This window comes from Rhizobium sp. P1_E1, assembly GCF_056406015.1.
In genome coordinates, this window is the sequence record NZ_JBFUAY010000146.1 from 1 (window position 1) to 11,684 (window position 11,684).

Below are 11,684 nucleotides of genomic sequence, written 5' to 3' on the forward strand. Positions count from 1 at the left end.
AGCCGCCTTGCCGTAAGCGAACCAGTGATAGTTCAGCCTCCGGAGAATATATTTGCCGGTGATATCCTCGCCAGCCAGTTCGGCAGGGTTTTCAATCATTCTAATCATGACGGCTTCCTCAACGTTTAAACAATATCCGTCATGTTTTCGCGCGCAGCAAGTCAAAAAACGCTGCTTTTGGAGACACTTAGTCACAAAGTGTTTCCGATTCTTACATTAACCACGCGCCGAGCATCCCCTTGTGCACACAATTCTTCGTCGAATTTCCCGCGACCTGCTACCGATTTCGTCATTGTCCGAGGTGGCAGTCACGTCAATGTCCCCTTGTGTTTTTCGGCGCGGGCTCGATATGTCTCCCTGACTGGCCCCAAGACCGCGCCGTTTTTCACCCCACGAAACGGCCGRCTGTTTCGCCAGTTGGTCCCCGCAGGAGAATTTCATGGTCGACGCGATCAACCCCATCTCCGCCACCGCCCCGTCCGAACCCACCAAGGTCGGCACCAGCACCTCGATCGGCTCCGAACCCGACAATGCCTGGGTTGCTGCCCGCCAGACGCAGATCACGGCCGATCAACTGGCAGCGAAGAAGGCCGCAGAAAAGGAAACCGCAAGCGACCTCATCCCGCACGCGGATCTGATCGTCGAAAACGAGGCGCATCCGCAAAAGCGGCACGGGCATGCGGCATTGGAAGAAGGGGAAGAGGCTGGCGAACTGGCGGAAGAGCCGGTCTTGTCAGGCGAAAGCGACCGGATCGGCACTCGCAATTTCGACGACGACACACCCTTCGGCGAGCGCGTCGCCATCATCTGATCAAAACGCAGACCGGAAACCGTCCGCACGATCAATTCGAGCCCGCGAGCTGGGACTCGATCGCCGCCTTGTCGATGACCGACCAGACCTCGACGATCTTGCCGCCGCGAAATTCGTAGATCACGTTCTCGCTGAAGGCAACGCGCCTGCCGTTCACATCGAGGCCGAGGAATTTTGCCTTCGGCCTGCAATCGAAGCCGAGCCGGCAGGCTATGTATGGCGGATCGCCAAGGAGCATCAGCACCTTGAAATAAAGATCGGGAATCTCATCGAAGTCTCGCTCGAGCATAGCGACGTAACCCGACAGCCCGAGCCGGCGGCCATTATGAACCGCATCGTCGCCGACGAACTGCCCGAGATTGGTCCAGTCCTGACTGTTCAGGCAGGCGATGTAGCCGCGGTATATCTCCGCGAGTTCGGTTTTCGTCACGCGATCGTCCCTGGCTTGCGCTCTGCGGCAAAGATAGCGCCAGGATCTGCACTTGCCAGCGGCGAGCGCGCCGCCTTGAGACTTTCAGTTCAAGAGAACTCACCTGCGCGGGGACCAGCAAGCGTCACGCGCCAGCCCGTTCGCGATTGGAAATCCTGAGTGGCCAGAAACGTATAGCCCGTCGTACGCCAGAGCCTCACGGCACTGGTCAGATTGTCGAGCACATAATCGCCGCCATCCGTCCGGGCAATCAGAACGACATGGTTTTGATCGTGCGGTCCAATCACGACGGAAAGCGCCAACCGGTTCGATGGAAAACCAGCTTCGATCAGGTCCTTCATCTTCTGGAGAGCGTAGTCCTCACAGTCGCCACGGCCGGCAACCGGCAGAGACCAAACATCCTTATTTCGGGAAGACGGGCGATCTTCCGCGGGAATGATACGTCCATTTACGGCACGATTGACCTTTTGAAGAAGCGCTGTTCCTGCCTGATCATTCAGCTGTTGCGCCGCCATCCTGCCGCACAGCCACTTGTACTTGGCGCAGGCTGCGGCGAATCCCACGGGTGCGCCGATGCTTCGCGTCACAGGAAGCGATGATCCCGCAACAGCTTGAAAATGCAGAAGAATCAATAAAAAGCCAGCGAGCGAAAAGAGGCGCCTCATAGCCGATTCCTTTTATTTATTCCGAGACGATAACATAGGCGAAATAAAAATTTAGTAAAATTTTATACTTGCGAATTTAACTGTATTAGACGAATGAGACAGATTAACCATTATCTATTCTTCGGGTTAATTGATTGTTAGTATAAGAGTTCTCCCCATTAACATTCAGTTAACCTTGGGAGATGGATTGAAATGATCAGCAGAGCAGCGAAATTCAGCGTCGCCGTTGCTACCCTTCTGGCAAGCAGCAGCTTGGCAACGGCAGCCCCGGCAGTCGTCAATTGCAAGGCCGCAGTTCGCGGTACACTCGAATACAGACTGTGCATGCCGACCAGAGCAATTCAGTCCGATAGCAGGTTCAGCCCGAACGATAACGATCGCGGCAGCCCAAACATTGGCGGCGGCAAGAAGACATCCAGCACCGGCTCCCTCGCCAGCAATGGGAATGATGGCGATAATGGTAATGGTAATGGTAATGGCACTGGCAGTGGCAGTGGCGACGGCAGTGGCGACGGCGACGGCGACGGCGACGGCGACAATGGCGGAAAGGACGATCACGGCGGCAAGGGCCATGGTCATCACGGCGGCGGCAAGGGCGGGAAAGATCACGGGCACGGCAAGGACGGTCCGGGCCACGGCGGAAAAGACAATCACGGCGGCAAGGACCGCGATCATCACGGCCACGACAAGGGCGGAAAAGATCACGGTCACGGCAAGGGTGGCAATGACGGTCCGGGCAAGGGCGGCAACGACGGCCCAGGCAAGGGTGGCAATGACGGTCCCGGCAAGGGCGGTAACGACGGCCCAGGCAAGGGCGGCAATGACGGTCCCGGCAAGGGCGGCAATGACGGTCCCGGCAAGGGCGGCAACGACGGCCCAGGCAAGGGTGGCAATGACGGCCCTGGCAAGGGCGGCAATGACGGCCTAGGCAAGGGTGGCAATGACGGCCCTGGCAAGGGCGGCAACGACGGCCCGAGCAAGGGTGGCAATGACGGCCCTGGCAAGGGCGGCAACGACGGCCCGAGCAAGGGTGGCAATGACGGCCCTGGCAAGGGCGGCAACGACGGCCCGAGCAAGGGCGGCAATGACGGTCCGGGCAATGGCGGCAACGACGGTCCAGGCAAGGGTGGCAATGACGGCCCTGGCAATGGCGGCAACGACGGTCCAGGCAAGGGTGGCAATGACGGCCCTGGCAATGGCGGCAACGACGGCCCAGGCAAGGGCGGCAACGACGGCCCGAGCAAGGGTGGCAATGACGGCCCTGGCAACGGCGGCAACGACGGCCCGAGCAAGGGCGGYAATGACGGCCCTGGCAAGGGCGGCAACGACGGTCCGAGCAAGGGTGGCAATGACGGCCCTGGCAAGGGCGGCAACGACGGTCCGAGCAAGGGCGGCAATGACGGTTCGCACGAAGGCGGTTCCGGCAAAGGCGGCTCGGGATCTAAGCCGAACTAAGCCGATCAGCGAAAAAACGTGAAAGGTGAGGCCGGTCTCCGGCCTCACCTTTTTGGGGATCGTCGGCTTTGTATGGCAAGCGCCATCGGGAAGGCGGCCAGACGCAGGAGCGAGCCTAGCGGGATGACCCGGCGGCTCGGCCATCACAATACCCGCCCGTCAGGCAATAGTGTCCTCGGCCATCGAGCCTTCCGCGGCAGATCATGCCTATGATCGGATCGACACCCGCAAGTTCACGACACGCCTTTCGGCGAGCGCGTGGCGATCGTCTAGCGAACACGAGCCGAACTTACGCCGCGCAGGCCTCGCACAATCCGCGGATCTCGATCGTCGTCTTTTCAGGCTTGAACTTCTGCCCGCGCACCCATTCCATCAGCCTGTGGTCGACCTCATGGTCGTGGAACTCCGTCACCTGGCCGCAGCTTTCGCAGATGGCGAAGGCGACGATGCCGTGGCTGTGGCAGTCGTCGCCCGGATGGGCGCAGGCGACGAAGGAGTTGATGCTTTCGAGCCGGTGCACGACGCCGTATTCAAGCAGCTTCTCCAGTGCACGGTAGACCTGCAGGGGCGCGCGAAAACCGTGGTCGCGCAGCTTGTCGAGGATGGTGTAGGCGCTGAGCGGCCCTTCGGCCTTTTCGAGCACGTCGAAGACCAGCGACTGGTTCTTGGTCAATTGCGGTGTCGTCATGAGCCTTGTCCTTGCATGACCGCGCGGTGGCGCCTGATGGGAAGCAGGCTGAGCATGAAGAGGATCAGCGCCGCGACCACGATCGAGGGACCCGAGGGCGTGTCGTAGGTAAGCGAGCCGAACAGCCCGCCGACGACGGCGACCGCCCCGATCAGCGAGGCGAGCACCGCCATGATCTCCGGCGTCGGCGAGAAGCGCCGGGCCGCAGCCGCCGGAATGATCAGCAGCGAGGTGATCAGCATGATGCCGACGATCTTCATGGCAATGGCGATGACGACGGCCATCAGCAGCATGAAGAACAGCCGCGCCCGCTCCGGCTTCAGCCCCTCGGCCTCGGCGAGCTCGGCATTGACGGTCGCAGCCAAGAGTGGCCGCCAGAGCCAGACCATTGCCACGAGCACGAAGAGCCCGCCGCCCCAGATCAGCGCAATGTCGGTCGTGGAAACAGCAAGGATATCGCCGAACAGGAAGGCAATGAGATCGATCCGCACCCAGCTCATGAAGGCGACCATGACGAGGCCGATCGCCAGCGTGGCATGCGAGAGGATGCCGAGGAGAGCATCGGCCGACAGCGCCTGGCGCTTCTGCAGGAAGAGCAGCAGCACCGACACGAGGGCGGCGACGGCAAAGACAGCCAGTGTCAGATTGAGTTCGAAGAGCAGCGACAGTGCGACGCCGAGCAGCGCCGAATGGGCGATCGTATCGCCGAAATAGGCCATGCGCCGCCAGATGACGAAGCAGCCGAGCGGCCCCGTCGTCAGCGCCAGGCCGACGCCGGCAAGGATGGCACGCACGAAGAAATCGTCAAGCATGGCGCTCTCCCGCTGCATGCGCGTGCGGATGGGCATGGTCGGTATGATCGTGACCATGTTCATGACCGTCATGCCCATGCTCGTGCGCGTGATGGCCATCATCGGGATGGCAATGATCGGTCACCGTGCCGTCGGCATGTTGCACGCGGCCGTCCGGCAGGTGCGTATGATCGTGGTGATGGCTATAGACGGCAAGTGTTTGCGCCGCCCGGCTGCCGAACAGCTGCACATATTCCGGGCTGCGGCTGACGGCTTCGGGCGTGCCGCGGCAGCAGACATGGCCGTTGAGGCAGATGACCGTGTCGGTCTCGGCCATGACGACGTGGAGATCGTGCGAGATCAGCAGGATGCCGCAGCCAGTCGCATTGCGGATCGATTTGATGAGGTCGTAGAGCGCGATCTCTCCGGAAAAGTCGACCCCCTGCACCGGCTCGTCGAGCACCAGCAGATCGGGCTTGCGGGCAATCGCCCGGGCCATCAGCGCCCGCTGGAACTCCCCGCCGGAGAGGTGCTGGACCTCGGCATCGAGCATATGGGCGATGCCGGCGGATTCGAGCGCCGAGAGCATGTCGCGCTCCGGCAGCGGTCCTGTCAGCGTCATCAGCCGGCGCACCGAAAGCGGCAGCGTCCAGTCGATCGACAGCTTCTGCGGGACGTAGCCGACCTTGAGGCCGGCCTTGCGCTCCACCCTGCCCTCATCCGCCTTCAACACGCCGATCGCCGCCTTGGCACTGGTCGACTTGCCCGAGCCGTTCGGCCCGATAAGCGTGACGATTTCGCCCCGCGAGACGGAAAAATCGACGCCGCGCACCAGCCACCGGCCATTGCGCAGGATGCCGACATTTTCAAGCGAAACCAGCGGTTCGGCCCTGATACCAGCGGCGGTCTTTGCGGGAGAGAGCATCAAATTTTCCGAAAGTGCTGTTGCGTCCTGCTATTGCACACGTTATAGCATAACGCAATTGATGTAATAACATAACAGTTGCAATTCAAGCGGAGCATGTTGATGAAACGCGCCTTCGGGCCTGCCCTTAAAATTTTGGCCCTCAGAATGCCCACCCTCGCAATCCCGGCCCTGGCGATCCCCGTCCTCCTCTTCGGCAGCACTATGCGCGCAGCCGATGCGCCTGTCGTCGTCACCTCGATCAAACCGATCCATTCGCTGGTTTCGGCGATCATGCAGGGTGTCGGCGAACCGAAGCTGATCGTCGACGGCGCCGCTTCCCCGCATACCTACAATCTCAAGCCGTCCAACGCCCGCGCCCTGCAGGATGCCAGGGTGATTTTCTGGGTCGGTCCCGGCCTCGAGGCCTTTCTCGAAAAGCCGCTGCAGGCGCTGGGTCGGGATGCCAGCATCGCCGAACTCGACAATGCCCCCGGCCTCGTCAAGCTGCCGTTCCGCGAAGGCGGCGCCTTCGAGCCGCATGATGACGCCCCGGAGCACGAACACGATCACGCCGAGGCTGACCACGACCACGACGCCTTCGACACACATCTCTGGCTCGACCCGATGAATGCAAAGGCAATGGCGGCGCTGATCACCACGACACTGGTTGCCGCCGATCCCGCCAATGCACTGACCTATCAGGGCAACGCCAAGGCGCTAAACGACAGGCTGGATGCGCTCGACGCCGAGATCAAGGGTATCGTCGCTCCCGTCAAGGGCAAGCCCTTCATCGTCTTCCATGACGCCTACCAGTATTTCGAGCACCGGTATGGCATCCGCGTCGCCGGCTCGATCACCGTCAGCCCCGAAACCATTCCCGGTGCCGAGCGTGTTTCGGAAATCCGCCACAAGGTCGGTGAACTCGGCGCCACCTGCGTCTTTGCCGAGCCGCAGTTCGAGCCTCGCCTCGTCAATGTGGTCATCGAAGGCACGCGCGCCAAGTCAGGCGTGCTCGATCCCGAAGCGGCAACACTGAAGGCCGGCCCCGATCTTTACTTCACCCTCATGCGCGGCATCGCCGACAGCATGAAGGACTGCCTCTCCAGCACATGACTCTCATGCGCGCTCCGCGCGTCCTGCCGGACACGCGACGCTCAGGAGAGACCGGAAAAAGGCGGACAACCCCGTTCCGCCTTTTTTTGGCGCGTCAGATGTAATGATATAACATTAACTATGATCTTATGAGGTTCCCATGGACAACAGACTTCCCGTCACGGTGCTTTCAGGCTTCCTCGGCGCCGGCAAGACGACGCTGCTCAACCATGTATTGACCAATCGCGAAGGCTTACGCGTCGCGGTCATCGTCAACGACATGAGCGAGGTGAATATCGATGCCGCCCTGGTACGCGACGGCGGCGCCAATCTCTCCCGCACCGAGGAGCAGCTCATCGAGATGACCAATGGCTGCATCTGCTGCACGCTGCGCGACGACCTGCTGAAGGAGGTGCGCCACCTCGCCGATCAGGACCGCTTCGATTACCTCTTGATCGAATCGACCGGTATCGCCGAGCCCCTGCCCGTCGCCACCACCTTCGAATTTCGCGACGAGAATGGCCAAAGCCTTTCTGACGTCGCAAGGCTCGACACTATGGTGACCGTCGTCGACGCCGCCAATCTGCTTGCCGATTATGCCTCGGCCGATTTCCTCGCCGACCGCGGTGAAACGGCAGGCGATGGCGACAACAGAACCATCGTCGACCTGCTGGTCGAGCAGATCGAATTCGCCGATGTCGTGGTGCTGAACAAGATCGGCACGGCAGCCAAGGAGGAGCGCGACGCCGCGCGCAAGATCGTCACCGGCCTCAACCCGGATGCACGGCTGATCGAGGTGGATTTCGGCAAGGTCGCCTTGAAAGACGTGCTCGGCACTGGCCGCTTCGATATCGACAAGGCCGAGACCCATCCGCTCTGGTACAAGGAACTGCACGGTTTCCGCGATCACGTGCCGGAGACCGAGGAATATGGCATTCGCTCCTTCGTCTATCGCGAGAAGCGGCCCTTCCATCCGGCAAAGCTGCAGGCCTTCCTCGATAGCGTATGGCCGGGCGTCGTGCGCGCCAAGGGCTTCTTCTGGCTGGCGACGCGCCCGCACCATGTCGGCGAGATCAGCCAGGCGGGCGCGATCGTGCGCACCGGCAAGATGGGCCTCTGGTGGGCGGCAGTGCCGCGCGAACAATGGCCTGAGGAACCGGCCTTCATGCGCGCCATCGGCCCCTATCTCGACCCCGTCTGGGGCGACCGCCGCCAGGAAATCGTCTTCATCGGCGCCGATCCGATGGACGAAACCTGGATCAGGAAGCAACTCGACGCCTGTCTTATCAGGACAGATGCCTTCGCGCCCGAGCGCTGGCGCGACCTGCCCGATCCTTTCGCCAGCTGGAACCGGCAGGCGGCATGAAGGCGAAGGCAATCAAACGCTATCTCTGCGTCTGCACCGAATGCGAGCCGCTACCGCCGATCGAAGGGCTTCATCCGCTGACGCACGGGCAGGACACCGACGCTGAAGTCGGAAGACCAAGAGGTTTTCTCGGCGTCATTGCTGAACGGGTCATGCCTTCACGCAGGCAATCCTAAATCAGTTCATAACCGCCGCCGGCCCTTCCCCCTCCCTTTCATTCCTATACTCGTCACAGGAATGAAGGAGGAGGAAGGGCGCGAAACGGCTACGCGCCCTCCCAGAGTCAAAAAGGCGGCCGAAGCCGCCCTTTCCTCATTTGTCGACCGATCAGCGGCCGGCAATAATGCTGGAGATGATGCCGCTGGTGACGCCGATCAGCAGGTAGTCATTATCGGCCCGCACCCAGCGATAACCGCGGGGCGGAGGCGCCAGCCGGTAGCGGCGGTAGTCGTTGACATCGGAGAACCGGCGACGTTCGCTGGCATTGACGCGGTATCCCTTCTTCCAATGCGACCGGACGACCACCTTCTTCTGCACGACGACGGGGGGACGGCGATGATCGTCGGCGCTGGCCTGGGAAACAACCATCGGAGAAAGAAGGAAGGAGGCGGAAAGAAGAGCTGCAAAAATCTTTTTCATGTGGGGTTCCTCGTGTTGGGCACGTGACCAAACTAGGGCCGAAAAGATGAACTGAAACTGAAATAAAAATTAAACTTTTGTAATGGAATCCAATAGCTACGGGTCGAAGCTTATGTTTTAGATTAAGCTTATACACGGTGATCGGGGTTTTAGCGCGGCCGGCTGGCTTCGTTCCTGAAGCCCTTCGGCCTCTGTGCTCATTGCCTAGAAGGCGCGGTCGTGGAGGGTTGCCCTGCGGCAGGCGGCATGCTCTCCATTCAATCTAGTCTCGCCCAAAGGTGCTCAGCGATTTGGCATAACGAGATACATAAAAAACTTGAAACGGGCGCATAATCGAGTTTCGAAGCGACACATCCTAGGAACAGGAGAGTTCTGGATGCGCCCCGCGAAGGGACGATCAGATCAAGACAACGAAGACCACAATGGAGGAAAACATGCCCGGTATCAGCATGCGCTACATCGTCGACGACGTCGACGCCGCAGTGGAATTCTACACGAGACATCTCGGCTTCTCCGTCGCACTTCGTCCCGCGCCGAGTTTCGCCATCCTGACCAGGGACGGTTTTCGTCTGTTCGTCAGCGGCATGACGGGACCCGGCGGAGCATCTCAAGCAATGCCAGATGGGAGAAAGCCGGAGCCCGGCGGTTGGAATCGCATCCAGATCGAGGTCAAGGATTTGGAAGCAGACGTCGTCGCGCTGCGTCAGGCCGGCGCGCGTTTCCGCAACGAGATCGTGCAGGGCATAGGCGGCAAGCAAATCCTGCTCGACGATCCGGCCGGAAACCCGATCGAGCTCTTCGAGGCGCCCAAGCGATGAATGGCGCGACGCCGGTCACGTCGTTTGCCACACATTTTTGCGCTCCACATCAACGCGCATAAGCCCGATCATGCGGTGCGCGACACAACTGCGCTCCGCATCCGCAGACCGGTGCCTTGATCTCGATCACGGCGGGCTCCGCCGCGAGAATACCAGCTGCGCCTTGCCACCGGTGTGCGAGCGTGTAGGGTCGGACTCGCATCAATTCAGAGGTAGGGAAATATGTCCGAATCCGCGGGCGGGCTCTTCGACTATGTCGGGATACTAGCCGTGTTACTTCTCGTGGCCGCCAATGGCTTCTTCGTCGCCGCCGAATTCGCGCTGGTATCTGTGAGACGCAGCCGTGTTACCGAACTTGCCGCGGCAGGCCGGATGAATGCCTCCGCACTTCAGCGCGCCGTCGACAATCTCGACGCCAACCTTGCAGCCACCCAGCTCGGCATAACCATCTCGTCGCTCGCCCTCGGCTGGGTCGGCGAACCGGCGCTTGCCCACCTTATCGAGCCTCTGCTGTCCTGGCTGCCGGGGCAATGGGCGACAACAGGCGCGCATACCGTCGCCATCGTCATTGCCTTCGTCATCATCACGGCGCTGCACATCGTGCTCGGCGAGCTCGCGCCGAAAAGCCTGGCGCTTCAGCGCAGCGAAGCCACCTCGCTTGCCGTGGTGCGTCCGCTCGGGTTCTTCCTGGTGCTGTTCAAGCCGGCAATCTTTGCCCTGAACGGCATGGGCAACCTCGTGCTGCGGGGTGTGGGTCTCCGCGCCGGAACCGGCGAATCGTCGTTTCATTCGCCGCAGGAGCTCAAGCTGCTGGTCGCCGAGAGCCAGGAGGCCGGCCTTCTCAACCAGGTGCAGCAGCAGCTCGTCGAGCGGGTGTTCAACATCGGCGACAGGCCGATCTCCGACATCATGACCCCGCGTCTCGATATCGAATGGTTTGATGCCGACGACAGCGAGACCGAGATCCTGAAGACCATCCGCGAATGCAGCCACGAGCAATTGCTGGTCGCCCGCGGCTCGATCGACGAGCCGATCGGCATGGTGTTGAAGAAGGACCTTCTCGACCAGGTTCTCGACGGCGGCAAGGTCCGGCCGATGGAGGTGATCAAGCAGCCGCTGGTGCTGCATGAGGGCACCTCGGTCGTCCGCGTGCTCGACAGTTTCAAGGCCTCACCCGTTCGCCTCGCCATCGTCATCGACGAATATGGCAGCCTCGAAGGCATCGTCACCCAGACCGACCTGCTCGAAGCCATCGCCGGCGATCTGCCGGGATCCAATGAAGAGCCCGATATCGTCGTCAGGGAAGACGGGTCGCTCCTGATCGATGCGATGATGCCGGCCTTCGACGCCTTCGAACGGCTGGGCCTGCGCGATCGTCCGGATGCCGATTTCCATACGCTGGCGGGCTTCGCGCTGCATCAGCTCCAGCACATCCCCGAAGCCGGCGAAACCTTCGTCTTCGACAATTGGCGCTTCGAGGTGCTCGACATGGACGGCATGCGCATCGACAAGATGCTCGCGACGCGCATTCCCGCGGATGGGACAGAGGCCTAGCCGACTGCCAGCGTCCAGATCATCCCTGCGGCTGCGCAGGCTAGCAGCGTCGCGATCACGGAAGCCTTGAAGCGGAAGATCGCGACGGCGGCGGCGGCAGACAGCGCCATTGCCGCCGGCACGGCCGATTGCAGCACGGGAATATCGAGCCGCAAGCCGCCAAGGCGGACGGTGGCAACCTCGGCAAACAGCGTGTGCAGGGCAAACCAGATAGCGAGGTTGAGGATGACCCCGACTACCGCCGCGGTTATGGCCGACATCGCGCCGGCGAGCGCAATGTTGCCGCGCAGTTTTTCGATGAACGGCGCGCCGAGGAAGATCCAGAGGAAACAGGGCACGAAGGTGACCCAGCTCGTCAGTATCGCCGCAAGGGTTGCCGCAAGCATCGGGTTCAGCGCTCCCGGATCCCGGTAGGCGCCCATGAAGCCGACGAACTGGACGACCATGATCAGCGGCCCCGGCGTCGTC

Annotated in this window: 14 protein-coding genes; 7 read left to right on the forward strand and 7 right to left on the reverse strand. The window is 61.4% G+C overall.

Going from position 1 to position 11,684, the window contains the following annotated elements:
* Positions 1 to 439: 439 nt before the first annotated feature.
* Positions 440 to 811 carry a hypothetical protein gene (locus AC1D1Z_RS28480; protein ID WP_130652715.1) on the forward strand — a complete coding sequence of 124 codons (372 nt, stop codon included), beginning with the start codon at positions 440 to 442 and terminating at the stop codon, positions 809 to 811.
* A 31-nt stretch (positions 812 to 842) separates the two neighbouring features.
* On the opposite strand, the gene AC1D1Z_RS28485 is transcribed toward AC1D1Z_RS28480, so the two are convergent.
* Both AC1D1Z_RS28485 and AC1D1Z_RS28490 read right to left on the reverse strand, forming a co-directional pair.
* A complete protein-coding gene (locus AC1D1Z_RS28485) occupies positions 843 to 1,241 on the reverse strand; it encodes an ester cyclase (protein WP_130652716.1) in 399 nt (132 codons plus the stop codon).
* A gap of 89 nt (positions 1,242 to 1,330) precedes the next feature.
* Positions 1,331 to 1,906 carry a transglutaminase-like cysteine peptidase gene (locus AC1D1Z_RS28490; RefSeq protein WP_130652717.1) on the reverse strand — a complete coding sequence of 192 codons (576 nt, stop codon included), beginning with the start codon at positions 1,904 to 1,906 and terminating at the stop codon, positions 1,331 to 1,333.
* A gap of 192 nt (positions 1,907 to 2,098) precedes the next feature.
* Between AC1D1Z_RS28490 and AC1D1Z_RS28495 the strand changes: the two genes are divergently transcribed.
* Positions 2,099 to 3,361, forward strand: a complete 1,263-nt coding sequence (locus AC1D1Z_RS28495) for a hypothetical protein (RefSeq protein ID WP_477852287.1) — start codon at positions 2,099 to 2,101, stop codon at positions 3,359 to 3,361.
* A 289-nt stretch (positions 3,362 to 3,650) separates the two neighbouring features.
* On the opposite strand, the gene AC1D1Z_RS28500 is transcribed toward AC1D1Z_RS28495, so the two are convergent.
* From AC1D1Z_RS28500 to znuC, 3 genes are read right to left on the reverse strand one after another with little or no spacing between them, the layout of a single operon-like run.
* Entirely contained in the window at positions 3,651 to 4,049 is a 399-nt protein-coding gene (locus AC1D1Z_RS28500) for a Fur family transcriptional regulator (protein WP_011652680.1), read from the reverse strand.
* On the reverse strand, positions 4,046 to 4,861 hold the full coding sequence (gene znuB / locus AC1D1Z_RS28505) for a zinc ABC transporter permease subunit ZnuB (RefSeq protein WP_130653548.1): 816 nt from the start codon (positions 4,859 to 4,861) through the stop codon (positions 4,046 to 4,048). The genes AC1D1Z_RS28500 and znuB overlap by 4 nt, the downstream gene beginning before the upstream one ends.
* Entirely contained in the window at positions 4,854 to 5,765 is a 912-nt protein-coding gene (znuC, locus tag AC1D1Z_RS28510; RefSeq protein ID WP_018446456.1) for a zinc ABC transporter ATP-binding protein ZnuC, read from the reverse strand. The genes znuB and znuC overlap by 8 nt, the downstream gene beginning before the upstream one ends.
* 102 nt (positions 5,766 to 5,867) lie before the next feature.
* Between znuC and AC1D1Z_RS28515 the strand changes: the two genes are divergently transcribed.
* From AC1D1Z_RS28515 to AC1D1Z_RS28525, 3 genes are all read left to right on the forward strand, one after another.
* Complete coding sequence (locus AC1D1Z_RS28515; RefSeq protein ID WP_130652718.1) at positions 5,868 to 6,860, forward strand: zinc ABC transporter substrate-binding protein; 993 nt, start codon at positions 5,868 to 5,870, stop codon at positions 6,858 to 6,860.
* Positions 6,861 to 6,999: 139 nt separating this feature from the next.
* Positions 7,000 to 8,205 carry a zinc metallochaperone GTPase ZigA gene (gene zigA / locus AC1D1Z_RS28520; RefSeq protein ID WP_018242742.1) on the forward strand — a complete coding sequence of 402 codons (1,206 nt, stop codon included), beginning with the start codon at positions 7,000 to 7,002 and terminating at the stop codon, positions 8,203 to 8,205.
* Positions 8,202 to 8,381 (forward strand): hypothetical protein, encoded by a 180-nt coding sequence (locus AC1D1Z_RS28525; RefSeq protein ID WP_130652719.1) that lies wholly within the window; start codon positions 8,202 to 8,204, stop codon positions 8,379 to 8,381. The genes zigA and AC1D1Z_RS28525 overlap by 4 nt, the downstream gene beginning before the upstream one ends.
* 151 nt (positions 8,382 to 8,532) lie before the next feature.
* On the opposite strand, the gene AC1D1Z_RS28530 is transcribed toward AC1D1Z_RS28525, so the two are convergent.
* Complete coding sequence (locus AC1D1Z_RS28530; protein ID WP_112904010.1) at positions 8,533 to 8,844, reverse strand: RcnB family protein; 312 nt, start codon at positions 8,842 to 8,844, stop codon at positions 8,533 to 8,535.
* A gap of 434 nt (positions 8,845 to 9,278) precedes the next feature.
* On the opposite strand from AC1D1Z_RS28530, the gene AC1D1Z_RS28535 reads away from it, so the two are divergent.
* Positions 9,279 to 9,662 (forward strand): VOC family protein, encoded by a 384-nt coding sequence (locus AC1D1Z_RS28535; protein WP_026188460.1) that lies wholly within the window; start codon positions 9,279 to 9,281, stop codon positions 9,660 to 9,662.
* A 222-nt stretch (positions 9,663 to 9,884) separates the two neighbouring features.
* The gene (locus AC1D1Z_RS28540) at positions 9,885 to 11,216 is read left to right on the forward strand and encodes a hemolysin family protein (RefSeq protein WP_115157230.1); all 1,332 of its coding nucleotides are present in this window, start codon (positions 9,885 to 9,887) and stop codon (positions 11,214 to 11,216) included.
* On the opposite strand, the gene AC1D1Z_RS28545 is transcribed toward AC1D1Z_RS28540, so the two are convergent.
* A partial coding sequence (locus tag AC1D1Z_RS28545; protein WP_477852294.1) for a chromate transporter occupies positions 11,213 to 11,684 on the reverse strand: 472 nt, incomplete at its 5' end. The two genes, AC1D1Z_RS28540 and AC1D1Z_RS28545, sit on opposite strands and share 4 nt — an antisense overlap.